The organism is Pantoea sp. GCM10028869, from assembly GCF_042666835.1.
Lineage (GTDB): Bacteria > Pseudomonadota > Gammaproteobacteria > Enterobacterales > Enterobacteriaceae > Pantoea > Pantoea leporis.
The window spans coordinates 854,240-880,598 of record NZ_JBHTGO010000001.1 but is presented as its reverse complement, the minus strand read 5'-3'; the positions used below and the strand labels follow the sequence as shown (position 1 = coordinate 880,598).

Below are 26,359 nucleotides of genomic sequence, written 5' to 3'. Positions count from 1 at the left end.
GTTATTTGATAAAAAGCCAACCTGCCACGGCTACCAGGCCGGTTAACAACGATGCGAATACCGCGCCTGTTACGAATGAATGAGTTGTCGTCTGAAATAATTGATGAACGGGCATGGCGCTGTATTTGTATTTGGTTAATCCCAGCAGTGGATGTTGCTGGTACAGCTATTTTTCCGTTTAATAGCCCACTTCATAATTTAAATATATCCATCCGGGGGCTTGCAGGAGACAGAGTTGAAGCAAAACGCTTCTGCCGCCCCTAAGTCTTGACCGCTCCACCCTTGCAGTTCAGAGCCGTCACGCTAAATTAATGTTTTATCAGCATGTCAGTATGTTTCTATGGATAAAATCGTCGATATCTTCCTTCGCCTGCTCTACTAAGCCTTTAGATGGCAGGGTTAAAATCTGCTCACTATAACCAAACAGCATTGCATCCAACTGGCGCGCTACGCGGTGCACATCAACAATTCGGAACGACTGCTCGTCCATGCCTGTCTGGATAATGTTTGCCAGAACCTCATGCCACTCATCCAGAAAGGTTTGCATCAGACTCGCGTAAGCTTCGTCATGAGTAGAGAGTAACCATAAGGAACCATATAATTTACGGGTCGGGTCGGGGGCATCGGTAATCATCCCGTTAATAAATTCCTGCAATTTTTGCCTGGCGGATAAAGGCTGAATAATGAAACGAAATTCCTTGATTTCTGCATTGATAAAACTTGTTACTGCCGCAAGACTCAGCGACTGCCAGTCTTTAAAATAATGGTAAATATGGCTTCGTGACAGGCCCAGATACTCTGTAACATCTCGCGTTTTAACCTTATCAATACCCTTCTCTGTAAATAACTCAATAACCGCATTAAGAATTTTCTCTTTCATTAGCTCAGATTTAGCGTTCATCTCTTACCTCAGTTGACTTTGAGCAATTGCTCAAATAACATATAACATTATTGAGCACTTGCTCTATTTTAACAGAAGTACCACTCATGAACACTGAAAATATAAAGGCTATCTCCCCGACCACAAGCGCCTCCGGCACGCTGAAATCACTGGCTAACCGCTACCGCAAAAAGCTGTTCTTTACTTTTTTATTGGTCGTTGCCGAAAACGTCACTTATCTGTTGTATCCGATCCTGGCTGGCGTCTCCATTAACGCCATCATGTCCGGGCAGACGATAAATGCGATGCTCTATGGCGTATTGATCTTATTTATCTGGTGTCTGGGTGCAGCGCGCAGAAGCGTTGATACCCGCACTTTTGCCAGGATTTATGCGGCCCTGGCGGTATCCGTGATTAAGACTCAACGTAAAAATAACTTTAATCATTCAACCGTTGCAGCACGGGTTGTGTTGTCGAGAGAGTTTGTTGATTTTTTTGAACTGCACTTTCCTATGCTCATCACTTCGCTGTTTTCGATGATGGGTGCCGCAGTAATGTTGCTGATTATCGAATTCTGGGCGGGTATTGCCTGTTTGGTCATCCTGGCTTTACTGGCCTGTTTCCTGCCTGGTTTTGCCCGTAAAAATGAAGTGCTCTATAACAAACTCAATAATCGGCTGGAAAAAGAGGTTGATTTTGTTAGCAGGGCGACATCGTTATCTTTACAGCGACATTACTCCACGCTCGCCAGATTACGCATACGCCTCTCCGATCGCGAAGCAATGGGATATCTGTCAATCGGCGTGCTTGTCGCCATGCTATTTAGTCTGACCATTATCTGGATGACGCAGACAACGGGGATCAGTGCCGGGCACATTTATTCGGTCATGACCTATATGTGGATGTTCGCTACCAGCCTGGATAATGGCCCTCAACTGCTGGAGAAATACTCCCAGCTGAGTGATATCGGCCGCCGCGTCCATACGGAACAAATCTGATCCTAACGCACACTGCAAATTTTACTGCTTATTCCCGGATATTCCGATGCCGCAATTTTTTATTGAAAGGCCTGTTTTTGCATGGGTTATCGCCCTGTTTATTGTACTGGCAGGCATAATTGCCATTCCGCAGTTGCCCGTGGCGCAGTACCCCGCTGTGGCTCCTCCGAGCGTCAGCATTACGGTGACCTATCCCGGCGCCACGCCAGAAACGATGAATGAGTCGGTCATCTCGTTGATCGAGAGAGAAATCTCCAGCGTTGACGACATCCTCTACTTCGAGTCTTCAAGTGATACGTCAGGCACTGCCAGCATTACAGTGACCTTTAACCCCGGAACGGACATCAAGCTCGCTCAGGTTGATGTGCAGAACAAAATCAAGGTGGTTGAATCCCGGCTGCCGCTGACCGTACGTCAGAACGGTCTGAACGTGGAGGCGGCCAACGCGGGATTTCTGATGATCGTCGGGTTGCGCTCGCCCTCGGGTCGATTCAGCGAACAGGACCTTAGCGACTATTTTGCGCGTAACGTTTCTGAGGAACTACGCCGCGTGCCAGGCGTTGGCAAAGTACAGCTGTTCGGCGCTGAGAAAGCAATGCGCGTATGGCTGGACCCGGTCAAACTATTTAACTATAAGCTCTCGGTCAGCGACGTTACCACCGCGCTAAGCCAGCAGAACGCCCAGGTCTCGCCGGGCAGAATCGGCGATGAACCGGCGCAGCCCGGACAAGCTGTGACCTACCCGCTTAACGTACGCGGGCAGCTCAGTTCTGAGGAAGAGTTCCGCAACATTACGCTTAAGGCGCTAAGTAACGGTTCGCGCGTCCGGCTGGCTGACGTGGCGCGCGTGGAACAGGGTCTGCAGAGCTACGCATACGCGATTCGTGAAAACGGCCATCCGGCTACTGCCGCAGCGATCCAGCTGATGCCGGGTGCCAATGCCGTCAGCACGGCAGAGGGCGTGCGTTCTCGGCTAAATGAACTCTCAACGGTGCTGCCGCAGGGCATGGCGTTCTCGGTGCCGTTTGATACCGCGCCGTTTGTGAAGCTGTCGATTGAGAAAGTCATCCACACTTTTATTGAAGCCATGGTGCTGGTATTCCTGGTGATGCTGCTATTTCTGCAGAATCTGCGCTACACCTTTATTCCGGCCATTGTCGCGCCGGTGGCGCTGCTCGGCACTTTTACCGTAATGCTGATGAGCGGGTTTTCCATTAATGTGCTGACCATGTTTGGCATGGTGCTGGCTATCGGCATCATTGTTGACGATGCGATTGTGGTAGTGGAGAGCGTTGAGCGCCTGATGGTTGAAAAAGGCCTGTCGCCAAAAGAAGCAACACGTGAGTCGATGCGCGAGTTTACGCCAGCGATTATCGGTATTACGCTGGTGCTTACCGCCGTGTTTATTCCCATGGGATTCGCCACCGGCTCGGTTGGTGTCATCTATCGGCAGTTCACACTTTCGATGGCCGTTTCCATTTTGGTCTCGGCTTTTCTTGCGCTGACGATGACCCCTGCACTGTGTGCTTCCCTGCTGAAGCCGATTGCGCAGCACGGCGAAGAAAAGAAAGGCTTTGCAGGCATGTTTAACCGCCGCTTCAGTACCCTAACAACAAGCTATGAGCTGGCATTGCACGCCACGCTACGCCGTGGCGGCCGCGTCATGCTGATTTATGCCATGCTGAGTGCGGTGATTTTTGCTGCCTATCTGGCGCTGCCTTCATCCTTTATCCCTGAAGACGATCAGGGCTACTTTATGACGTCGATCCAGTTGCCGTCAGATGCCACACAAGAGAGAACCCGTCATGTGGTTGATCGGCTTGAAAAAACGATCATGGAAAGGCCCGGCATTGCCAGTAATATCTCCATCTTTGGCTTTGGTTTTTCCGGATCCGGTCCGAACACCGCGATGGCCTTTACCACCCTGAAAGAATGGGGCGAACGGCAAGGCGCAACCGCTGATGGTGCAGCAAAATTTGTCCAGACGAAGATGAATGACGATCCCGCCGCAACGGTAATGAGCCTGATGCCGCCCGCGATTTCTGATATGGGGACTTCATCGGGTTTTGACCTCTACCTCGAAGATCGTGCCGGCCGCGGTTTTGCAGCATTGTTGCAGACAGCCTCAGAGCTAACGGAGAAAGCCAATAACAGTGGCGTGGTCAGTGATGTCTACATTGAGGGTTTACCTGCGGGTGTAAGTGCCACTCTTGAGGTAGATAGAGAAAAAGCGCAGGCAATGGGCGTCAGCTTTGACGACATTAATCAGATGCTGTCAGTCGCGATTGGCTCAAACTACGTCAATGACTACGTAGATAACGGGCGAGTACAACAGGTTATTGTGCAGGCGGACTCCCGTTACCGTATGCAGCTGGCAGATTTACTCAAGCTTTACGTCAGGAATGCCTCGGGTGAGATGGTGCCGCTATCGGCCTTTATCTCGACGGACTGGACCCAGTCGCCGCAGCAGCTCAGTCGTTATCAGGGCTATCCGGCGATTAAAATCACTGGCAGCGCCGCTGCTGGTTACTCCAGCGGGGCAGCGATGGCTGAAATGGACCGACTTGCCGCTTCTCTTCCAGCAGGCTATTACGCCGAGTGGACTGGCACCTCGCTGCAGGAACGTAGCTCAGCGGCTCAAATGCCGCTGCTGATCGCCTTATCCGTTCTTATTGTTTTCCTGGTGCTTGCCGCGCTGTATGAGAGCTGGACAGTACCGCTTTCAGTAATACTTGTCGTTCCGCTGGGTATGGCTGGCGCTCTACTGGCGGTATTTCTCGCAGGTATGTCTAACGATGTTTTTTTCAAAGTCGGTATGATCACACTAATCGGACTTTCAACCAAAAACGCCATCCTCATTGTAGAGTTTGCGCGACAACTTTATGCGCAGGGTGAACCGCTGCTTGAGGCAACCAAGCAAGCAGCCCGACTACGCTTGCGGCCAATTATCATGACGTCACTGGCTTTTACTCTTGGTGTGGTTCCCCTGATGATGGCAAACGGTGCCAGTAAGAGCACCCAGAATGCGATTGGCACAGGCGTGTTCGGCGGGATGCTTAGCGGTACGCTGCTGGCCATCTTCTTTGTGCCCGTATTTTTTGTGATTATCACATCGGCTGTGCAAAAGCTTAGCGGCTTGCTGAAAAGGGTAAATAAAGGCTGAATGCTAAGCCCAGGCAATCCTGAGTTGATTGCATTGCCATCCATCGACAATGTTAATAAACCCTGCTTTAAACGCGAAGACCCACTTTTCGCTCATAGTGGACGCTGTCATGCACAGCGTCCACTTTGGCAGGAGCGGACATTGTTGGTATCGTGTTTATTGTTAACTGAGCAGTTCATATTGCGATAATACCCGGCCATCGTCACTGACAAGGTATTTAGCGCCATCTCAGCGACCCATCCTTAACAGGAAGAGCCACAGAGTAAGCTTGCCTGAGGCTGTTTTCACACGGAGTCGAACGAAAAGAAATCAAACAATGCGGGGCCCAGATTAAAGCAGGGCCCCCAATGTAAATGAAAATATTAAACCTGGAACGCTTCAACCATGCCTCGTAAAGCATGTGCCTGAGCAGAAAGCTCTTGCGACGCAGAGGAGGACTCTTCAACCAACGCAGCATTGTTCTGCGTTACGCCATCCATTTGGCTGACGGCAATGCTGACCTGTGAAATTCCCTGCATTTGTTCAGAAGAAGCCAGAGATATCTCGTCCATCGCATCCGCAAGCTCACCTACCATGCTGACGATTTTCATGATGCTCTGCCCGGTTCCTGTCGCCACGTTCACACCACTTTCCACCTGCCCTACGGCCTGCTCAATGAGTTGTTTGATATCCCGTGCAGCAGTCGCACTTCGTTGTGCTAACGTTCTGACTTCACCGGCAACCACGGCAAATCCCCTTCCTTCTTCACCGGCGCGAGCAGCTTCAACGGCGGCATTGAGTGCAAGAATATTGGTCTGGAAGGCAATGCTTTCAATGACGGAAGTAATATCCCTCACTTTTGTCGCGCTGAGAGAAATCTCGTTCATCGTATCCGACATTTTCTGCACATCCGCCTCGCCAGCTCGCGCCAGCTCTGCTGTCCCACGTGCAACTTGTGCCGTCTGCTGTGCACCTGCAGTATTACTTTTCACCGTTGCCGTGAGTTGCTCCATACTCGCGGCCGTTTCCTGAAGCGCAGCGGCCTGCTGTTCAGTACGCGATGAAAGTTCAGTGTTGCCTTTTGATATCTCATCAGCGGCTAAAGCAACGGATCCAGCCGAGTCTTTAATTTGTGATACCAGTCCACGTAAACTCTCCTGCATACGATCTAACGATGCCAGTAGGCTGTGTTTATCGTTACGGCGCAAGGTTATTGAGGTTGTCAGATTCCCCGCGGCGATGGCTGCCGCCAGTGCCTGTGCCTGGGCGGGCTCGCCGCCTAGCTGACGCATCAGTACACGTACGATTAAATAACCGGTCACCCCAGAAATAATCACCGAGAGCGCCGCCATTATTAATAAAATAAACGCTGTACGTGTCGTGGATGCACTGTTCTCAGCCATCGTATCCTTGCTGAGTGTCATTTCGATGTTCGTTAGCGCATCCAGCGATCCCATTAATGCCTGTTGCGCCGGTCGCGCAGTTTTCATGAGGTAAACCGTTGCTTCTTGCTGACGGTTATCGAGTCCCATTTGACCTGCGATCATTAACGTCTCCATCGCGGCGCTCTCAGAGGCAACGACTTTTTCAAGAGCCTCCTTCCCGTGAGAGGAAACATTGATCCTCATGCTATCCACCAGCTCACGGCGCTTCTCAATATAATTTTTCTGCTGCGAGATTAATCTTTGCCATTCAGGCTGCATTTCTACGGGATCGCTCAGTAAAGCCAGGTTGCGAACGGCAATGGCCATATCTCGAGCAATTCCCCGCATATCCTGAACCAGCGTAAAGCGCTTCATCTTGTTATTGACCGTATCTTCCATCCCATCCCGCGCCTGCCATAATGCGTTCAGAGCAATCCCCGTGCACAATACGAAAAGAATAATGAGCAGACTGAAACCCGCAGCCAGACGTGTAGATATTTTCATTTATAATTCTCTTAAAGTTCAAGATGCTTTGCCGAAGAAAAGGAATTATAGACAGTGAAATTAACCCTGCCTGCGCGACAAATTAATAAGGGCTTCACTCAAATTCATCACGCACGGAAAATATAAGAACTGCTTGAGTTATCACGGATTACTTAAGTTAAATTTGGCATTTTTAAATGCTTTGGATTAATTTAACTCCGTAAATAACTCAATTTAAATTAACCTTTATTTTAGGGAAAATATTTTATATTTTTTTAGTTACATTATTTTAAAAACGAAGCGTGTTTTAAAAACACGCTTACTTCGAGAAAATTTAACTTATGTTACGCTCTTACCATTACTCAGATTGGATTGAAAAGGAAACGACAGCTTCCTGTAATACCAGCAAACGCCATAATCATACTGAAAGTCTGGTCTATTTTGCCCTAACCGTGGTAACGGCGAGCGGCATGCCCTCCTCTGGCCTGCTTCATCGCATACTTGAAGATCATGCTAAATGGAAAAGAAGTTGAGCGCCGAAGAGAGCATGTGAAACGGGCTGGCTTAATCTCACATTGGCAGCGTATCAGGTTGGAAAAATTGATATGACCCATCACGTCGTGCTTTAGCCTGATACATCGCTCTATCGGCATTTTCAAATAAGGTTTTTACCGTTTTTGTCCCAAATCGTGCCAGGCTGATGCCAATCGATGCGCCGATCTTTACTTCTACGCCATTGATAGCAAAAGGATCTTTCAGGCCGTCTATGAGGCGCAGTGCAATAGCGGCTGCAGCATCATGACTACTGCACGTTGCTGCCACGACAAACTCGTCTCCTCCCTGGCGTGCTAACGAGTCGCCCTGGCGCATGCAACTTTGTAGCCGTTCGCTTACCTGCTGCAGCAACATATCCCCTATTGCGTGCCCCATCGAATCGTTAACTGCTTTGAATCCATTCAGATCGATAAACAGGACAGTCGTATACGCAGGATCTTCTACGTGCGTAAGCATGGATTGTACTTTGTCGTTGATCCAGGCTCGGTTTGGCAGTCCGGTTAAGGTGTCGCGGGTCGCGAGCAGCTCAAGCATCAACATCTTTTCTTTATCACGGGTGATGTCACGCGAAACCAGCACTGCTCCGATATTTTTACCTGTAGAGGGATCGCTTACGCCGCAGGCCTTAGTGCCAAGTGTAATGTAGTGACCGTTACGATGCCTTTTACGCACCTCGACGACGTCTGGTAACTCAGCACCGTTGAAGATATTTGCCAGAACTGCCGCAGCAGGCTGCTGATCGTCGATATGCAGGAAGTCCACCACCAGTTGGCCCACCATTTCATCGGCTGACCAGCCTATCATTTCGCTATACGAAGGAGAGATCGAAACGTACCGACCATCCGCATCACAGTGGGCGATCAGATCAGTACTGTTTTCAATCAACAAACGATATTCTGTCGCCGTGCGCAGCGCGTCCTGAAGGGCTTTGCGCTGTCCGGTAACATCTAAAACGAAGCCGCTAAACTGTGTATGAGAATCACTTGGTTGGCATGCCGGCAGACCTGAAACAATCACATGGCGCATCGTTCCATCCAGACACTTGATCGGCACCTCTATATTAAAAGGCGTCTTAAACTCTAATGCCGCTGTCAGCTGCATCGCGATTTTTGCATCTTCCTCTACCAGCGCAAGGCTAAGCCACTCACAAAGCGTTATGCCTTTAAGTAGTGGCAATAAGCCTTCAGGGCTTTCCTGGCTGGCAATGCAAATGCCCCGTGCATCCGTCGACCAAACGGCAGAAAGTGTGGGTTTGATCGCGATATTCATGCTGGTGATTCCGTTGTTTGCCGATGATGCTGAACACATTTATTTCTGCTGCTAAAACCCATCAGGTGCTAAAAAAGTGCCTGATAATGATAACGTCATGCTTTCCATCGCAGCACTGCCAGAGCCTGTTATGAGGCATCTTAGGGCCGCAAGAGCTGATCTCTATTTATCGGCTGATGAGTTCAGGATCTTTAGTGACCCGCATTAAACATCGCCGATCTCGACACGGCGTTTCGCTTCGTGCTTTTTATCGAGCAGGTATTATCCAGCGACATATGATGCTCATGCCATACGCGTGGGCGCGTCTGAAAATGCATAGGCAATATTTACCACTCCGTCTTCAGTCGGGCAATTATAGGTGAGTATTGAGTCATCATACTTTGCTTTCTTTTTCTCACTCTCCGAGCTGTTAACACATGACCTGGTTCGCGGTTAAAGTGGATCGTACAGTGCGCATGTCGGCTTTGTGCCAAAAGCGGACGTTGTTAAAAGCAAGGTGTGCTAACTTGTACGAAGCTGCTCTTAAGAGGTTAATTGAATGCGCTATAGCTGCATGAATAACACAAAATGGAATGAGATCAGGCTGGCAATGGTCAGTATGAAATCGCCTCCTATATGGAAAATCACTTATATCAATGGCTATGAAACTGCAGTTGATGGCGAGTGGTTTTATCATTTCAGCGAGGGCGGCTATTTAGACATCTACTATCTTGATGTGATAACAAATTCAGCTGATCAGCATGCTTCAGTTGGCGCTATTCTTCGGACTATTCATCTACCTGGAATGGAGACTGCAACCGGTTATAGAATTTTTGGGTACGCAGATTCATTCAGTAATGTGAATTATCTTTAGCTGGACAAAATCGTTAAACGTCCAGCAGGATAACTTTGATCGTAGTATCGAATTGGCTTCCGCTTTTCGCTCATGACCGTCCCTTAGCCTCACTTGAACTATATAAATTTCCCCAGACATTAACTTTTTTGCCAGTAAGTCTCTCAATGGCCTCAATTGCGTCTGGATCACCATAGCGAGCCATGCAATATAAACAATCGCCACCACAGTCAAAATTCATAGTTTCTGGTGTTTTGCTCATCGGTTGGCCGCAGGTCTGGCAACTGTTTACATTCACTGGAATGACATCCTGTTTAGATTTTCACTAATATGTTGCTTAACATAATATCCCAAGATCGACCTGCTCCCTGATAATTCTCATAAAATGCTTCTGGCAATGTCCGCTATTCGCTGTGAGTTCAATGGGTCGATGCAACGCTATCCTTAATCGAAGGGGGACGTTGCCATGAAACGAAGAACGCGTATTAACTACACGCCGGAACAGAAAGCGATTATCTGGGACAGATATAAGCAAGGTGATTCCTTGCATGATATCGCCAGAATGTTCGACAGATATCATTCTTCTATTATGCCCACTATCCACCAGACTGGTGGATACCGCCCCCCCTGTCCGAAAGCGTCATCCGTTAGCGCTTTCACTTTATGAAAGAGAGTAAATATCCAGAGCGCTGGTAGCAAAAATCAGCATCAGGGCGATCGCAAACAAACTCTCGAGAGCCCCCTTAACGATTAGCCGGGAGATCAAGAGGCACGGTGGTGCAAAACAATACCGTGCATCAAAAGCGGATACTGCTGCGTGGGAAAATGCTCTGAGACCAAAACCTTGCAAGCTAATTGAAAGACCAACACTGTGTAAAATCATCGCAGAGAAGATGCATCAGGACTGGTCGCCGGAACAAATCACCGGTTGGCTGAAACGCTGTTATCCGGATAATCAGGAAATGCATGTGTCACACGAAACGATATATAAAACGCTTTTTATACAAACCCGAGGTGCATTAAAAAAAGAACTGCAGCAATGCCTCAGAAGCGGAAGAGTCGTGCGTAGATCCAGAACATCATCGCTTAAAGGGAAAGGATTAGGGTCAATCCCGAATACGATCTCTATCAGCGAAAGGCCACCTGAAGCCGCCGACAGAGCCATACCAGGTCACTGGGAAGGTGACCTGATCCAGGGCTCTAAAAACTCCTATATCGTCACCCTCGTAGAACGTCATTCCCGTTTTGTTATGCTGGCCAGGATCAGGGACAACAAGACCATAACGGTTATATCTGCACTCATCAAACAAGCCCGGGAATTACCTGCTGAGCTTTATAAAACATTAACATGGGACCGGGGTGCTGAAATGACTAACCACACCCGGTTTACTGTAGCCACAGATATCCAGGTTTACTTCTGCGATCCCCAATCCCCCTGGCAACGCGGCTCCAATGAAAATACAAACAGATTGCTTAGGCAGTATTTTCTAAAAGGAACTGACCTATCGGTTCACAGCCAAGAAAGACTAAACAGCGTTGCCAGACAGCTCAACGAAAGACCGAGAAAAACGCTAGACTATGAATCACCCGCAGAGCGTTTTAACCAATGTGTTGCATCCATCAGTTGAACTCACAGCCAGAAGCGGACATGACTAATATCGCGTTGTATTCATCAATTAATAGCGGCCTTATGCATCAGCCTGGTCAGCATCTCGCAGAAGGCCTCGCTCGCGGGATTGAAGCAGTGTCTATTCAGGCGAAGCAGGCAATCAACCGACGGCAAAGGCATCAATTTCTCAAGTTCAGACACATTACAAATCGTTTTCTCTACGCTGTATTGATTGAGTATTCCCACCCCCAGTCCGGTGGTTATCGCCGCAATCATACCTGCTACTGAAGGACATTCCAGCATCACAGAAAATGGAATTTTTGCCTGCCGAAGTTTCTCCTCAGCCAGGTTACGGTAATAGCAATCGGGTCCCCAGGTAATAAGCTTCAGGCTCTTATCCGATTCATGCAGCCAGGCAGGCGTTGCGCACCAGTATAATTTTTCACTCCACAATACCCTATCTTCCGGCGATGCCGTGCCCGCGAAATCCTGATGTAAGATGATCTCCAGACTTCCTTCAGAAAAATGCTGACGCAGGAGATGACTTTGCTCCACCACCAGTTGTACATCCACCTCGGGATGATGGTGACTGAAGGTTGAAATGACCCCGCATACTTCTGTCATTGAGATATGTTCAGTGACCCCAATTCGCAGCTTGCCACGGAGTTCCGAAGGCGAAAAATACGCCACGGCATGATCGTGTTCAGTGAGGATTTTTTCCGCATGGCGTAGCAGAACGCTGCCCTTTTCTGTCGGAACGGCTTTTCCGTCGATACGCGTAAGTAGCTGACATTGAAGTTGATCTTCAAGTCGTCTGAGCTTCCAGCTTACAGCGGACTGGCTCAGGTTAAGAAGTAAAGCAGTCCTACTCATATTGCCCGTTTGCACCACGGTTCTGAATACTCTGAGCGCATCGACAGAGAGTCGTTTATTCATTTTTGTATGACAAAAGTGGGTTTACAGATGGAAATAATGTCACTGGTGTCATATGCAGTCAACGGATAGCCTGGAAGGAACAATCACAATGGAGAAAGCTAATGTCCGCTAACAACCCATTACTGAATGAAGACGTTTTGATAAAAGGTTGTCGCATTGCAACCGGGGTCCATGGTTCAGGTACACCTCTGGTGCTGGTTCATGGCACGCCCGCACACTCGGTAATCTGGCAGTCACTGGTGCCGGCATTTGTCGATGCGGGTTTTCATGTTCACCTGTATGACCTGCCTGGGTTCGGCGCATCAGAGCGCCCGTTGACGGCTGATACCTCGGTTTCCGCACAAGTCGGTTATCTGCTGAAACTGCTGGAACACTGGCAGCTCGAAAAAATACATCTTTTTGGTCACGATATCGGCGGGGCAATTTCACTCAGACTGGCATTCGACAACCCATCCCTGCTGAAGACGCTTACGATTGCCGATATTCCAAGTTACAACTCTTGGCCTTCGCCAACATGGAAAGCAATGCGGGATAACTATGTGGATTATGCACTGATCCCTGCCACTGGGCATTACCGCGCTATGTCTCGCCAGTTAAAGATGGCTGTTTTCAATAAGCATCTTATGACAGGGCAGCGGCTGGAAAGTTATCTCGCACCTCTTTGTGGCGTGGTGGGCCAGCCCTCGTTTTATCAGCATCAGGTTGCGCATTATAATGCCTGTTACACCAGTGACTTTGCAGAAAAATTGCCGCAACTCCAGCTGCCTGTGCAGATTTTATGGGGCGCCGAAGATGAATGGCAGCCCGTTGAATATGGAAGGTGTTTGCAGCGCGACATTGCCTCATCCATGCTGCATATCTATGAACAGGCCGGACACTTTTTAATGGAAGATGCCCCTTTGCCTGTCGCCGCACAGTTAATTGATTTTGTTAATCAACATAATATGAGGTAGCGCTATGATCCTAATCGGAATGCTGGATTCACCCTATGTCAGACGGGTTGCTATCTACATGAAAATATTGGGTATGCAATTCGAACAACAGCCGCTTTCGGTATTCAGCGATTTTGATGCCTTAACGAAAATTAATCCAACCGTTAAAGTACCAACGCTTATCACAGATGATAATCAGGTGCTGATCGACTCAACATTAATCATTAATTATCTTGAGAAATATTTCGGTCATTCACCTGCACCCACATCAGCGTCCAGAGCGGAAGATCTGAGAGATTTGCATCTTACCGGATTCGCCCTGGCTGCCTGTGAAAAAGCGGTGCAGATTGTGTACGAACAGCGTCTCAGACCGGTAGAAAAACAGCATCAACCCTGGCTGAATCGGGTAACTCAACAACTTCATGGTGCCTGGCAGACGCTGGAGAACGGGCTGCGGGAAAGTCATCCTGACATGCTATCAGTGGCCGGTATCAGTATCGCAGTAGCCTGGCGTTTTACAGAATCGATGCTGCCGGATACCATCAGCCGTACGTTGTATCCGGAAGTAACCAGATTTACATTGCTGGCCGAACAGCGACCGGAATTTTTGGCAACACCTTCGAGTTAGTGAGAGTGAGTTGCGTATTAATTTTTGAGACGGCTACGTCCACGTCAGTTCGGGCGAAATCTATGTTGTACCAAATGCATTACATATAGAACGTCCAATGAGAATGCGGTAAAAATGATGACAGAACCCTGTGGTTTACTGAATACCGGACAGGAAGGTGGGGAGCGCACCGAAGAAAACGATATCGGATCGAATGGGGATAATATCAGACCAGCCTACCAGGCTGTCTGATATACCACGGCTACATGGACATAACCTTAAGCTTATTTTTAACCTGAACGGCCGATTTTGGCTCATAGCAGCCCTTTCGCCCATGTACTTTGGTGGTTTCAAGCCAAAAGCGTACTCCAACCATTTATTCTCTAACTTTTAGTATGATCGATCTGTACAGTTCGATGGCCCTCCAGATGTCATCCTGTGTATCTCCATCCCAATCAGCAACTGTGGCCAACTCGGATTTGAGCTGCATAATGAGGATATGCGCATCTGCAACTTCATCCTTTCGGCATTTTGATGCGATACGTGATATCGACTTTGAAGATAGGCTTGAGTAAGGCGAAAAAGCGGTACGCTCAGCGGCAATTAGTTTTTGTAATTTCCTCATATAATCTATGAATTCTGAATAGTGGGAGGGTAATGCATGGTAATTTTTACTGACCACAGAAACCAATAAAATAGCCGAATTTAATATGTCCGCTCCTCGCTCATAAAGGCATTATTAATGCAAACCTTTGCAGGTTCGTACCGCATCAAACTTTACTAAACCCGCACTTTTTTTCATTAGCTAGCGAAGCAAACTATCCACCTGAATACCTGATTTTGCGTGGTAATCATTACGCCAGCAATTTTTGCAAACGTAGTGCGCCACCATTCCGCACTGTCAGTGATGGATGTAAGGAATGCAAAAATTGATTGCTTACTCTGGCCTGTTAAAGTTCAGGAGTAGCGATATGCAGACCTCCTGATGAAAATTGTGTGTTTTGTAGGGGTCAAGCTTCATGGTTTAACCTGCGGTAATCACTGGGTTCAATCCCATATCTCTTCATCTTGTTATACAGTGCACCGCGTGAAAGATTAAGCGCGATGGCGACTTGTCGCATGTTGCCCAGTTTTTCCATCAGGCAAAGTTCGATCAACGTCTTTTCGCCATCCTTAAGATTGAAACTTTTCACTTTCTCACGTGGTAGACCTAAATCAGCATAAGCGGGTAGACGAAGCTCCTCTGGAAGGTCCTTATCCCGGATATCGTCCGTTTCGGTCAGATTTATGGTTCGCTCAACGATATTTTCCAGCTCACGCACATTTCCTGGCCAGTCGTAGCTTTCCATCAACTGCAACGCCGAGCTGGAAAAGAATGCGCGTTCTCTATTGAGTGCGCGACAGATTTTTTCACAGAACCAGTTAGCCAACTCTTTAACATCTTCTTTTCTCGAACGTAATGGCGGAATCGGCAAGCTGATCACATTCAGGCGAAAGAAGAGATCTCGACGGAAAGAGCCATTTTCAATATCTTTTTTCAAATCGCGGTGGGTTGCAGCTACGATACGTACATTCACTTTCAGCGGTCGTTTACCGCCGATACGCATCACTTCACCCTCCTGCAACACTCTTAACAGACTTGCCTGAGCTTCGAGAGGCATATCACCGATTTCGTCGAGGAATAGTGTTCCTCCATCCGCCAGTTCAAATTTGCCCGCTGCACCACCGCGTCTCGAACCGGTGAAGGCGCCATCTTCGTAGCCAAATAATTCGCTTTGCACCAAATCACGAGGAATCGCGCCACAGTTTACCGCAAGAAACGGACCGGTATTGCGGGTGCTGCCATTATGGATAGACTGAGCAAATAACTCCTTGCCCGTTCCGCTCTCTCCTGTCAGAAGCACGGTGCTGTCACTGCGTCCGGCATTTCGAGCTTTATTACGGGTATCCTGCATTACTCTTGACTGGCCGAGGATCATATCAAAGTTGTAGCTGGCGCTGCTGCCAATAACACGACGCGTCATATCTCGCACACGTCGGTTATCACGCATTGAAATGACGCGACCATCTTCGGGAGTAACGACAACTGAAATCACGCATAAAATACGTGAATCAGGGCTTGGGCAAAGAGCAATATTTCGATCCTTACAGGCTGGCAACTCCCTCAACGAGCAACCTTCAGGAAGTAATACTTGATCAGCATTCCGGAAGCGGACATCCCCCTGTATGCCGAGCACCTCACGGGCATAACGGTTTATCTGCCGAATAATGCCTTGTTCACTGACGACCAGAACACCTTCATTCAGCGCTTCCATCACTGATTCCTGCTCATTCACCAGATGCCGCAAAATAAGCTGCTGTGAAATCGCCTCGGCAGCGGCCTGGACGGTTCCAAGCGTGTGATAGTGGAAACAACCGGGGTTTGCAGTCAAAGTCAGAACACCAAGCATAACGCCGTTCTCGTCCCTGATAGGGGCAGCCGCACAATGTTTGCCACGAATGCGCAGCGCTTCTTTATAGTTCTCTGCGCTGAGCATATAAACCAACTTATTCTCTTTCAGGCACCGGCCAGTGCAGTTGGTGCCTGATATGGCCTCACTGAGAATACTGCCTACTGGCGTTAAATCCTGGCCACAAAAATGCAGTGTTATGCCATTGGCATCGGTCAGATTAATGTGGCCATCAGGATTGTAGGCAAGCAGATTACGCATGATGTCGCGCGCGATGGAGATTAACAGCGCGTTCCGCGCCAGTATTCTTCGTAACTCGCTCTCATCGCAGAACTGATATTCAAAACGATAGGCATCAATGCCTTCCGTATGGCTACGTAACCATGATGCGTGAATAGCCGAACGTAGGCCTTTAGGGGTATCGCCCTTTTCGAAGGCTTTCCAGGCCATTCCCAGTTTTTCATTGTACTCGGCAAATCCCTGCTCATGGTTAAGCTTCGCGATAAGCTCCCATTCCTCGTCCCAAGTCATCTCGTGAAAATGGTCCATAGATTTCATTCTTTGCAGCTTTGAATGTGTCCATTCTATAGACATGTTACGAAGACATGTCTTTTTAATAAACACTTTGTGATCGATGTCTTTTTTTATTTCCTTATAAAACAGTGGAGTGTGACTTGGCACACCCGTTGCTAAGTAGTTATGTCTTACCTACAAAGACAAATAACTTAAAAAAACCAACGTGGAGAAGTAATGAAATGTCTACACGAAAGCACAATGTGCCTTACCTCATATTCATCTGTGCCATCGCTTCAGTCAGTGGAATCATTCTCGGCTATGACGCCTCCGTCATTTCTGGCGTTATTGATCCCTTAACCGAACATTTATCGCTCTCACCAGCGGAAAGTGGCTGGGCTGTTTCTAACGTGATTTTGGGATGCGTCATTGGTGCCTGGGGGGTCGGTCGCTTGACTGACCGCATCGGGCGCAAATCAACACTGATCATTACCGCAATTTTGTTCGCGATCTCGGCTATTGGCGCGGCATTGGCCAATGACCTGACGTGGTTTGTTGTTTACCGTTTGATAGGTGGATTGGCTGTAGGCATGGCTTCAGCGGTCACGCCTCTCTATATCGCTGAAGTATCGCCGAAAGATTTGCGTGGCCGCATGCTGGGTATGCAGCAAATGCTGATGGTAAGCGGTCAGTTGGTTGTTTATGTGGTCAACTATCTGATTGCTAAGGGAGCAGCTCACGAATGGATCGTTTCTATGGGCTGGCGCTGGATGCTGGCATCGGCATTGGTTCCCTGCGTGCTGTTCCTGATAATGGCTTGCTTTATGCCGGAATCACCACGTTGGTATGCGATGCACAACAAGAAAGAAAAAGCACTCAAGGTGCTCACCTCTCTTTCAAACGCAGCACATGCTGAACGCCTTTATAGCGCGATTCGTGGTTCTATCGCTGCAGATTCTGCCTCAAACGATGGTCAACCGCAGCGCGGCATCCTGAAAGACAAAAAAGCCTCTTACATTCTTTGGATCGGTTGTGCGGTTGCCGTCCTTCAGCAGGTTTCGGGCATCAACATCCTGATGTACTTCGCACCATCGTTATTACAGAACGTCACCGGTAATACCCAGGATTCGCTATTCCAGAGCATATTCCTTGGATTGGCGCTGCTTGCCGGTGTAAGCATTGCGCTGGTTGCATTTGACCGGGTAGGCCGTATTCCCCTGCTGCGCTGGGGAGCATTGGGGTGTGCTGCCTTCCTGTTCTTCACTTCCTGGGCATTCATGAATGAAGCAAAAGGCTACTTACCGGTTGTGGGATTAGTCGGTTTTATTTTTGTTTTTGGCCTGTCATGGAGTCTTGGTGCATGGCTGCTGATCTCCGAAATTTTCCCGAACCGTATGCGAGCTGTCGCCATGGGCTACGCGTTCTGTTCCCTATGGGTTTCAAACTTCATCGTGACGCAGAGCTTCCCAATGATGAACCGAAGCCCAGTGCTGATGGAACACTTCAATGGCGCTTTCCCGCTGCTGTTATGTGGAGGATTCAGTGTCATCGCGTTTTGGTTTGTTGGCCGCTTCCTGCCGGAAACTAAAGGCGTCTCGCTGGAGCATATCGAACCATTGATGCTTTCAAAATCCCGTCGTTTTGGTCATGAGCAACCGCTCATCACACCAGAATCTGTATCACAAAGTAAGCCGTAAATACCCTACATACTGAGGAGAGTTACATGTCTGTTAAAAATATTGTGCGCGTTGGTCTGATTGGCGCAGGTCGTATGGGCAGTTTCCACGGTGAAACGGTTGCCCAACGTATTCCAGGTGCAACATTAGTCGCAGTTGCAGATCCTGTTCCGGGTGCCGCTGACAAGCTGGCCGCTAAGCTGGGCGCGCAAAAATCTTATACCGACCCACAGGCAATGCTGAATGATCCAGAAATCGACGCAGTGGTCATTGCATCACCAGCTCGTACTCACGCTGAGCTGGTTGTAGCCGCAGCTAAAGCAGGTAAAGGTGTATTCTGTGAAAAGCCAATGGCTGTCACGCTGGAAGAGGCTGATAAAGCCATCAACGCGGCTAAAGAAGCCGGTGTAGCTCTGCAAGTTGGCTTTAACCGTCGTTTCGTGAGCGGTTTCGCTGCAGCCTATGAAGAGATCAAAGCAGGTAAGATTGGCGTACCTCAACTGCTTCGTTCAATCACGCGTGACCCAGGTTTGGGTGATCCAACGCCAATCCCACACTGGACAATTTTCCTGGAAACATTAATCCACGACTTTGACATCCTTCTGCATCTGAACCCAGGCGCGAAACCGACTCAGATTTATGCCGTTGCCGATGCGTTAGTGCGTCCTGATTTTAAAGATCGCGGTTTACTGGACACCGCCGTAGTGAACATTCGTTTTGATAATGGCGCGATCGCCACTGCTGAAGCTAATTTCCAGGCCGTTTATGGATATGACGTTCGTGGTGAAGTGTTCGGCAGCAAAGGCATGTTGCAGGCTGGCAACATCAATGTGAACAACTGTGTGCGTTACACCACCGAGGGCATCTCTATTGATACTGCTCGTCGTGATACCGATCTGCTGCGTGACGCTTATTTGGCTGAGTTGACCGACTTCGTTCGTTGTGTTGCTACTGGTGAAATCCCGAAAGCAACTGGCGAAGATGCGCGCAACGCACTGGAAATCGCACTGGCATGCATTGCTTCTGTTCAACAGTCTCAGCCAATCACTCTTTAAGGATTTTAGATGTCTAACTACTCATTGTCCGTCTGCGCAGAAATGGTGTTTCTCGACCTGCCATTTCTTGAGCGCGTAGAACGTATTCACGCTATGGGCTTCGGTGTTGAAATCTGGGACTGGACCAAGAAAGACATTGATGCGCTGGTTAAAATCGGTGCTCGTATCACTTCAATGACCGGATATATCTCTGGCAATCTTACCGACAGTGGTGAGATTGCTAAGCTGCTTTCCAGCGCTAATGAGTCAATCGAAGTTGCACGTCGCCTTGGCTGTCCTTCTCTCAACTTGCACGGTACTGGTCTGAACAATGTTGGCCTGCCAGTGAAACCTGTTGAAATTGTTACTGGTGAAATGTGGCTGAAAGCGAAGAGCACTCTGGATGCACTCGCTACGTTGGGAGAGAAGGCAGGCAAGGTTTTCACACTAGAGAACCTTAATACTGCTGTTGATCATCCGGGTACGCCTTTTGCAAAAGCGGAAGACACTCTGGCGTTAGTTGCCGCCGTAAACAGCCCATACCTGAAAATGAACCTGGATATTTATCACGCTCAGATTGGCGAAGGTAATTTGGTAGAACTAATCAAGAGAAGTGAGAAGCATATCGGTGAAATTCAGGTTGCTGACGTTCCGGGCCGTAAAGAACCAGGAACAGGTGAAATCAACTATAAAGCCATTGCTCGTGCCCTAAAGGGTATCAATTATCACGGCGTAGTAGCACTGGAAGGTTGGGCATCAGGTGATTCGGTGGTGGCGTTAGAATCCTTCCGCGAAGCGTTCACTTTATAATACTGAAATTTCCTCAGAGTCTCTGAGAACCTACTTAGCATCGTTTCTCAGGTCATCGGAAGCGATGCTTTTTATTTTGAAGGATAGAATTATGAGCGTATCAAAGCGTATTCGTGTTGGCGTTAGCCCACTGTCCTGGACAAATGACGTGTTGGAAGATCTTGGCGGTGATATCCCGCTGGAAACCTGTCTTGAAGAAGCCGCGGCAGCGGGTTATGAAGGGATTGAGTTAGGTCGTAAATTCCCCAGAACAGTTAATAAACTTAAGCCAATACTTTCCAACGCAAAACTCAAGTTAGCCTCTGGCTGGTTTAACGGATTCCTTATCGAACGTAGTTTCGAAGAAGAGCTTGAAGCTGTTCACGATCATGCATTGCTTCTGAAGTCACTTGGTGCAAAAGTTATGGTTTATGGAGAATGTGGGGCAATGCCCGGAAGTGCACCTCTGGATGAGCCATTATCCCTGTCTCCAGCCTTAGCGAATATTAGCCTTGAGCAGTACGCACAGAAAGTGAATAACCTGGCTTTCTCACTGTTGAAAATTTATGGCCTGCGCCTCGCTTACCATCATCACCTGATGATGGTGGTTGAAACTAACGATGAGCTGAAAGCATTCCTTGAAGCAACTGATGATTTAGTGGGTATCGTGCTTGATTGTGGCCACGCAACCGCGGCAGGCGTGGATATCGGCTGGGTACTTGAAAACTACGGCAATCGTGTTGCACACATTCATATGAAGGATGTGAGAGGCGATGTTTTAGACAATGTGATCAACAATAACCTCAGTTTTAATGATGCAGTCAGAAACGGTTTATTCGCAGTTCCTGGAGACGGCATTGTTAATTACGCTCCAGTAATTAATTACCTTAAAGATTCAACCTATGATGGTTGGATAATTATTGAAGCAGAACAAGACCCCGAAAAAGCACCGCCTTTAGAAACTGTCAAGAAAGCGCGCTCTTGGGTTAAAGATGAGATTGGAATTTGAGTCTCCAATAAAAAGTAACCATTGAGTTACTATGTAGGATCGCCTGGCGCTCATTGAGCGCCTTTTTTAAATTCAATCTTTAAAGCTAATTGACAATCCAATACGTCTTCACTCTTCTTTTTTTAATATCCAGAGCTATCTGAAGTCTCGCAACCTTATCAGCTATGACAATCATTGCAAAGTACTTATCTGCGTTATTAGTCGCGTTGTCCGCCTGCCATTCCCAGAACTTGATATCTAATAATATTACTTCTATTCTGCAATCAAGTTCTGCATCGTAGCGTTCATTTGAATACATAGTAAAATGGATTTATGGACCAGATAGAAATTATACATTAATCATTATCGATAGGAATTAAAACCAACAATCAGAGTGATACTTTTAGCAGGGTGATCAATAACAATTGAAATTAATTCAAAATGTGGAAAGTGAGATGACTGATTATCTCTTGCCTGAATTTCTTGATTTGTAGTCTGATAGGGGTGGGTTAATTAAGAATAATGATTTTTACATAAAACCTCATCTAACATCTTATTGTTTTGAAGTTCCACAGAAAAGATTGATGTATTTAATAAGATAAATTTAAGCAAGACCAGGATTTACTGCCAAAAAAACTGATTTGTGTTGGTTAATATATTGACAGGTTAGCAACGTCCGCATTTCGCTCAAAGCGGACCTTTAGCCCAGTAAGTTAGTCTGCTCTATGCCAGAACGGAAGTAACCAATTTCGCACAGAAATGATTGCATAGTAGTACTACCTGCATTTATCAGACAGCATTAAATTTACATAAAATGTTAATATAATTATAATTTTCATCGGTTATTCTTACTGGATTTTGAGAGGTCGATGAGTGAATGTTTCTTTATCATTAGGTGACCTGGGGCCACGCATTTGCATCATGGGGCCATCAAATAGTGGTAAATCCACATTGGGAAAAGCTATTTCATCTAAAACGTCATTACCTTTAATTCATCTTGATCAACTGCATCATCTGCCTGATACAAAATGGGTTCCACGTGAACCAGAAGATTTTTATCGCTTGCATGAAGAGGCAATTCGTAAAGAAAGATGGGTGATAGAGGGTAATTACACAAAGTGCATATCCCCCCGACTTGAACGTGCCACAGGACTGGTATTGCTTAATGTGCCGGTAACGATAGCGTTACAGCGCTACATACGCCGATGTTACTCGTCCAAACCTAGGATCGGTGGTCTCAATATCCGAAGGGAGAATGTGACTTGGGAAATGCTTAAATACATTGTGCATACTGCCCCTAAAAACCACCTTGACCATATGAAAATTTTCGAGCAGGCAACCATTCCCAAGCTAATGCTTGCATCGCTCCGCGAAATTAACATCTGCTATCAAAACTGGAATATTTTATAGAAATTTCATAAGGTTAATATACCTCCGATAAGCGTCAATTATTTATCAGAGGTTGTACTTCGCTTAGATTAATTATCTGGCTCGTTCAATGTGCTGGGGATGACATCAATCCTGTCCGCTCTTCGCTCATAGCGGACCGTTCCCGGTCTTAGGTCCGCTCAGTGCCAGAAGCGGAAGTTGGTAAGCTTTGGTTCTATTGAGCATTAGTGAGTGCTAATGGATATTTGTCGTGGATGAGGAACGTTGGACCGTTACCAATAGACAAACCTCCACGCCAGGAATTATTTTATAAGTAAGAATTATTAATCCAAAAGAACTTGGTCAATAGATGCGTCGAAAAAATGTGAACGATTATCAAGCTTTTATCGCAGTTGCCCGTGAAAAAAGTTTCACAAAAGCGGCCGCTCAGTTAGGTGTCTCGCAGTCGGCACTGAGCTACACGGTAAGGACTCTTGAAGCAGATCTTGGCCTTCGTCTTCTTACCCGTACCACGCGTAGCGTTTCTGTGACAGAAGCTGGTGAGCGGCTACTTTCTCGTATAGGTCCACATTTTGACGAAATTGAAAGTGAGATCTCGGCACTCAGCGGGTTGAGAGAAAAACCAGCCGGGACTGTGCGTATTACTGCCGTTGAACATGCAGCCGATACAATTCTTTGGCCTAAACTCGCTCCGGTTATACTTGAGTATCCCGATATCAACATTGAAATTATCAGCGAGTACGGACTCAAAGATATTGTTGCTGAGCGTTATGATGCTGGCGTTCGGTTGGGCGAACAGGTCGATAAGGATATGGTTTCCCTGCCCCTTGCCAGGAACTTCCGTTTTGCAGTGGTCGGGGCGCCCTCTTATTTCATGGGGAAGACCTATCCGGGAACGCCTGGTGATTTAAACGATCATAGCTGTATCAGATTACGCCTGCCCACTCATGGCGGATTCTATATCTGGGAGTTTCGCAATGATAAGAGGGAAATTAAGGTCCGTATTGATGGACGAGCAACTTTCAGCACAATAAATATGATGAAGCAGGCAGCTCTTGATGGACTGGGACTTGCTTATCTGCCGCTAGATACCGTGGAGAATTATCTTGAAAACGGGATGTTAGTCCAGGTGCTTACAGACTGGTGTCCGCCGCGCCCCCCCTATCATCTTTACTACCCCAGCCGTCTACAACATTCTCCGGCATTTTCACTCGTGCTCGAAGCACTCCGTGCCCCATAACCTTTGAGCGCTGTTTGTCCTGGTCCACATCGAACTTAGTTACTTATAATCCTATTAATAAAACCTCCTTCTAAGCCCATGCGAAATTAAGCATCTAATTTCTCAATACTTAAGAGATTAAGATGACTGCTGAAACAACCCCTGTTCGTTAAGCGGCTAGGGCCGCCATCGTGTATATGAAGGAGTCTTGCAATGAATAAAAAAACAGGTGGGATAAGTCGCCGTAATTTTATACTGACGAGTTCAGTGGCCTCAGCAGGATTACTGATGGCGGGTCATGCTTCAGCCATGCTCCCACCTACACCTAATACATCTGGCACCACTACACGCGTAGATGGCATCACGGTCACCGGCGTCCTGTTCCGGAACAATGAGATAATGATGTCCGGAAATGTCTACGTCCCCCCGGATTTCAGCGAAAACCGTCAATATGCTGGTATCGTCGTTATCCACCCTGGTGGTGGTGTTAAGGAACAGACAGCTGGACTTTATGCACTCAAACTAGCTAAAGAAGGATTTGTCACCCTGGCGTTTGATGCCTCCCATCAGGGGGCCAGTGGTGGATTACCGCGTTTTGTTGATGATCCCATGAAGCGAGTCGTCGATTTCTATAGCGCAGTCGATTACCTGACTACTCTCCATTATGTCGATAATAATCGAATCGGCGCTTTAGGCGTTTGTGCAGGCAGTGGTATTACGGTTAAAGCGTCAATGACGGAACGCAGAATCAAAGCGCTGGCAACGGTCAGTGCCGTAGATGTTGGAGCGGCGACCCGTAAAGGCTGGGAGGGAACAACATCAGAATCTGAACTCATTCCAACTCTGGATGCGGTTGCTAAACAGCGCAAAGTCGAAGCAGCAGGCGGCGCACCAGTTTATGTCAACTATGTGCCCAAATTGGGTGATGCCAGTGCCCCAAAAGATCTTCAGGAAGCGGCGGATTACTATCTAACCGAACGTGGAAAATATCCGACTTCTACCAATCAAATGCTGATGACAAGTATCAGTACGCTGGCTTCTTTCACCGGTTTTGAAGGGGCGGATGTCTATTTAACACAACCACTTCTGATTGTAGCCGGTAGTAAGGCAGGATCGCTTTGGCATAGCCAGGAATTACATAACACTGCGGCCTCTGTTCAAAAAACGCTGCATATCATTCCGGGTGCCACACATATGGACCTCTATGATGGTCAGGGTGCAACGGTTGCAGCAAGTAAACTGGCTCCTTTCTTCAAGAAAAATCTCGCATAGGTATGACTATCCATGAAACAAACTCCACTACTTGAAAGATTTCCACTTGGTAAAAGTGTGACGCTGCGCAACCGTATTGTGATGGCCCCGATGACGACCTGGGCTGGTAATGATGACGGCACAGTATCTCGTGAGGAAGAAGCATATTATCGTCGACGCGTTCAGGACATCGGTTTGGTCATTACTGGCTGTACACATGTTCAGCAAAACGGCATTGGGTTTACGGGAGAGTTTGCTGCGTATGACGACAAATTTATTCCCGGTTTGAAGCGCCTGGCTATTGCTGCCAAAAGCGGTGGAGCACCGGCAATCTTACAAATATTCCATGCAGGTGTGAAAACCAGCCCTGAACTGGTTACGGATATTGTTGCTGCAAGCGCTATTCCCGGTGACGCCGGTCCTTTCGCACCGTCCGTTACCCCTCGTGAACTGACATGCACTGAAGTCGAAACTGTTATTCAGGATTTCGGGGAAGCAACTCGCCGTGCAATAGAAGCAGGATTTGATGGTGTTGAGTTACATGGAGCTCATGGCTTTCTACTTCAGAACTTTTTCTCACCTCATTCCAACCATAGAGAAGATCAATGGGGCGGCTCTCTCAAAAATCGTATGCGTTTCCCACTCAGCGTCATCGAGAGTGTGCGTAAAACGATTGCTGAGCATTCAACTAACCCCTTCCTGATGGGATACCGCATTTCACTGGATGAGCATTACGATGATGGGTTGCGTATTGATGAGTCGCTTCAGCTAGTTGACCACCTGATAGATGAGGGTATTGATTATCTTCATGTATCACTCGGTAATGCACTTGAAGCCAGACCAGTTGATGCACCGAACGGCCCCAAAGTCATTGAAATCGTGCGCGATCACCTTGCAGAACGTATACCTCTGATTGTTGCCGGGCAGTTGCGAACACCAGAGCTAGCCGAAGATGCTATTAAAGCAGGGGTATCATTGACGGCAGTAGGCCAGGGTATGGTTATGAACCCAGACTGGGTTAAATTCGTAGATGGTAAAGCTGAAGGAAAAATTGCTCTCAGTATTGCTGCATCAGACGTAGAGCAACTTGCTATACCCCAGAAACTGTGGCGTGTAATTGAGGAAACCACTGGCTGGTTTAACATCCGTTAAAGACGCCCGAAAAGTAAAATGACACTTAGAATCAACTTGCCATTGATTTCATCTCAGAACCTGGAAAGTTCTTACATGGCCGGATTTCGGAATTAACTGGGTACGGCCATGTAAATTTTACCTTATTCCTTTAAGTCTTCTCCAAACTAAAGGGACAATATGTAAGGCATAAAATCCGCTTTTCGCTCTTTGCGGACCTATAAAAGGTATCTTTAGGGAAATGTTTTATTA

18 protein-coding genes and 1 pseudogene are annotated in these 26,359 nt (G+C 47.6%); 14 read left to right on the top strand and 5 right to left on the bottom strand.

Annotated features, from left to right (window positions below; genetic code table 11):
* Positions 1-319: 319 nt before the first annotated feature.
* Complete coding sequence (locus ACFQW4_RS04045) at positions 320-901, bottom strand: TetR/AcrR family transcriptional regulator (protein ID WP_101761064.1); 582 nt, start codon at positions 899-901, stop codon at positions 320-322.
* 86 nt (positions 902-987) lie between these two features.
* On the opposite strand from ACFQW4_RS04045, the gene ACFQW4_RS04040 reads away from it, so the two are divergent.
* Entirely contained in the window at positions 988-1,878 is an 891-nt protein-coding gene (locus ACFQW4_RS04040) for an ABC transporter six-transmembrane domain-containing protein (protein WP_110866708.1), read from the top strand.
* 46 nt (positions 1,879-1,924) lie between these two features.
* Complete coding sequence (locus ACFQW4_RS04035) at positions 1,925-5,041, top strand: multidrug efflux RND transporter permease subunit (RefSeq protein WP_377723924.1); 3,117 nt, start codon at positions 1,925-1,927, stop codon at positions 5,039-5,041.
* 362 nt (positions 5,042-5,403) lie between these two features.
* On the opposite strand, the gene ACFQW4_RS04030 is transcribed toward ACFQW4_RS04035, so the two are convergent.
* Entirely contained in the window at positions 5,404-6,948 is a 1,545-nt protein-coding gene (locus ACFQW4_RS04030) for a methyl-accepting chemotaxis protein (RefSeq protein WP_377723922.1), read from the bottom strand.
* A gap of 549 nt (positions 6,949-7,497) precedes the next feature.
* Positions 7,498-8,751 carry a diguanylate cyclase domain-containing protein gene (locus tag ACFQW4_RS04025; RefSeq protein ID WP_377723920.1) on the bottom strand — a complete coding sequence of 418 codons (1,254 nt, stop codon included), beginning with the start codon at positions 8,749-8,751 and terminating at the stop codon, positions 7,498-7,500.
* A 553-nt stretch (positions 8,752-9,304) separates the two neighbouring features.
* Between ACFQW4_RS04025 and ACFQW4_RS04020 the strand changes: the two genes are divergently transcribed.
* Complete coding sequence (locus ACFQW4_RS04020; RefSeq protein WP_225614495.1) at positions 9,305-9,604, top strand: DUF6678 family protein; 300 nt, start codon at positions 9,305-9,307, stop codon at positions 9,602-9,604.
* Positions 9,605-10,049: 445 nt separating this feature from the next.
* Positions 10,050-11,211 (top strand): annotated as a pseudogene (locus tag ACFQW4_RS04015) (IS30 family transposase).
* Between the two features lie 44 nt (positions 11,212-11,255).
* On the opposite strand, the gene ACFQW4_RS04010 reads toward ACFQW4_RS04015, so the two are convergent.
* Positions 11,256-12,128: a LysR family transcriptional regulator gene (locus ACFQW4_RS04010; RefSeq protein ID WP_377723917.1), complete on the bottom strand. Its 873-nt coding sequence runs from the start codon at positions 12,126-12,128 to the stop codon at positions 11,256-11,258.
* A gap of 101 nt (positions 12,129-12,229) precedes the next feature.
* Between ACFQW4_RS04010 and ACFQW4_RS04005 the strand changes: the two genes are divergently transcribed.
* Both ACFQW4_RS04005 and ACFQW4_RS04000 read left to right on the top strand, forming a co-directional pair.
* A complete protein-coding gene (locus ACFQW4_RS04005; RefSeq protein WP_377723915.1) occupies positions 12,230-13,081 on the top strand; it encodes an alpha/beta fold hydrolase in 852 nt (283 codons plus the stop codon).
* 4 nt (positions 13,082-13,085) lie between these two features.
* Positions 13,086-13,688, top strand: coding sequence for a glutathione S-transferase N-terminal domain-containing protein (locus ACFQW4_RS04000; protein WP_222234250.1), 603 nt, complete (start codon positions 13,086-13,088; stop codon positions 13,686-13,688).
* 989 nt (positions 13,689-14,677) lie between these two features.
* Here ACFQW4_RS04000 and ACFQW4_RS03995 read toward each other — a convergent pair.
* The gene (locus ACFQW4_RS03995) at positions 14,678-16,666 is read right to left on the bottom strand and encodes a sigma-54-dependent Fis family transcriptional regulator (protein ID WP_377723913.1); all 1,989 of its coding nucleotides are present in this window, start codon (positions 16,664-16,666) and stop codon (positions 14,678-14,680) included.
* A 113-nt stretch (positions 16,667-16,779) separates the two neighbouring features.
* On the opposite strand from ACFQW4_RS03995, the gene ACFQW4_RS03990 reads away from it, so the two are divergent.
* From ACFQW4_RS03990 to ACFQW4_RS03955, 8 genes are all read left to right on the top strand, one after another.
* A complete protein-coding gene (locus ACFQW4_RS03990) occupies positions 16,780-18,327 on the top strand; it encodes a sugar porter family MFS transporter (protein WP_377723912.1) in 1,548 nt (515 codons plus the stop codon).
* Positions 18,328-18,353: 26 nt separating this feature from the next.
* The gene (locus tag ACFQW4_RS03985; RefSeq protein WP_377723909.1) at positions 18,354-19,361 is read left to right on the top strand and encodes a Gfo/Idh/MocA family oxidoreductase; all 1,008 of its coding nucleotides are present in this window, start codon (positions 18,354-18,356) and stop codon (positions 19,359-19,361) included.
* 9 nt (positions 19,362-19,370) lie between these two features.
* Positions 19,371-20,150: a TIM barrel protein gene (locus ACFQW4_RS03980; protein WP_222183814.1), complete on the top strand. Its 780-nt coding sequence runs from the start codon at positions 19,371-19,373 to the stop codon at positions 20,148-20,150.
* Between the two features lie 91 nt (positions 20,151-20,241).
* Positions 20,242-21,138, top strand: coding sequence for a myo-inosose-2 dehydratase (iolE, locus tag ACFQW4_RS03975; RefSeq protein ID WP_377723908.1), 897 nt, complete (start codon positions 20,242-20,244; stop codon positions 21,136-21,138).
* A gap of 852 nt (positions 21,139-21,990) precedes the next feature.
* Complete coding sequence (locus ACFQW4_RS03970) at positions 21,991-22,527, top strand: AAA family ATPase (RefSeq protein WP_377723906.1); 537 nt, start codon at positions 21,991-21,993, stop codon at positions 22,525-22,527.
* Positions 22,528-22,855: 328 nt separating this feature from the next.
* On the top strand, positions 22,856-23,746 hold the full coding sequence (locus ACFQW4_RS03965) for a LysR substrate-binding domain-containing protein (protein ID WP_377723904.1): 891 nt from the start codon (positions 22,856-22,858) through the stop codon (positions 23,744-23,746).
* Positions 23,747-23,938: 192 nt separating this feature from the next.
* Positions 23,939-24,997, top strand: a complete 1,059-nt coding sequence (locus ACFQW4_RS03960; RefSeq protein WP_377723902.1) for an alpha/beta hydrolase — start codon at positions 23,939-23,941, stop codon at positions 24,995-24,997.
* 12 nt (positions 24,998-25,009) lie between these two features.
* Positions 25,010-26,128 carry an NADH-dependent flavin oxidoreductase gene (locus ACFQW4_RS03955; RefSeq protein WP_377723900.1) on the top strand — a complete coding sequence of 373 codons (1,119 nt, stop codon included), beginning with the start codon at positions 25,010-25,012 and terminating at the stop codon, positions 26,126-26,128.
* Positions 26,129-26,359 lie beyond the last annotated feature (231 nt).

Coding starts and splice junctions, on each gene's coding strand:
- ACFQW4_RS04045 (WP_101761064.1), bottom strand. CDS start 901: ATGAACGCTAAATCTGAGCTAATGAAAGAGAAAATTCTTAATGCGGTT.
- ACFQW4_RS04040 (WP_110866708.1), top strand. CDS start 988: ATGAACACTGAAAATATAAAGGCTATCTCCCCGACCACAAGCGCCTCC.
- ACFQW4_RS04035 (WP_377723924.1), top strand. CDS start 1,925: ATGCCGCAATTTTTTATTGAAAGGCCTGTTTTTGCATGGGTTATCGCC.
- ACFQW4_RS04030 (WP_377723922.1), bottom strand. CDS start 6,948: ATGAAAATATCTACACGTCTGGCTGCGGGTTTCAGTCTGCTCATTATT.
- ACFQW4_RS04025 (WP_377723920.1), bottom strand. CDS start 8,751: ATGAATATCGCGATCAAACCCACACTTTCTGCCGTTTGGTCGACGGAT.
- ACFQW4_RS04020 (WP_225614495.1), top strand. CDS start 9,305: ATGAATAACACAAAATGGAATGAGATCAGGCTGGCAATGGTCAGTATG.
- ACFQW4_RS04010 (WP_377723917.1), bottom strand. CDS start 12,128: ATGAATAAACGACTCTCTGTCGATGCGCTCAGAGTATTCAGAACCGTG.
- ACFQW4_RS04005 (WP_377723915.1), top strand. CDS start 12,230: ATGTCCGCTAACAACCCATTACTGAATGAAGACGTTTTGATAAAAGGT.
- ACFQW4_RS04000 (WP_222234250.1), top strand. CDS start 13,086: ATGATCCTAATCGGAATGCTGGATTCACCCTATGTCAGACGGGTTGCT.
- ACFQW4_RS03995 (WP_377723913.1), bottom strand. CDS start 16,666: ATGGACCATTTTCACGAGATGACTTGGGACGAGGAATGGGAGCTTATC.
- ACFQW4_RS03985 (WP_377723909.1), top strand. CDS start 18,354: ATGTCTGTTAAAAATATTGTGCGCGTTGGTCTGATTGGCGCAGGTCGT.
- ACFQW4_RS03980 (WP_222183814.1), top strand. CDS start 19,371: ATGTCTAACTACTCATTGTCCGTCTGCGCAGAAATGGTGTTTCTCGAC.
- iolE (WP_377723908.1), top strand. CDS start 20,242: ATGAGCGTATCAAAGCGTATTCGTGTTGGCGTTAGCCCACTGTCCTGG.
- ACFQW4_RS03965 (WP_377723904.1), top strand. CDS start 22,856: ATGCGTCGAAAAAATGTGAACGATTATCAAGCTTTTATCGCAGTTGCC.
- ACFQW4_RS03960 (WP_377723902.1), top strand. CDS start 23,939: ATGAATAAAAAAACAGGTGGGATAAGTCGCCGTAATTTTATACTGACG.
- ACFQW4_RS03955 (WP_377723900.1), top strand. CDS start 25,010: ATGAAACAAACTCCACTACTTGAAAGATTTCCACTTGGTAAAAGTGTG.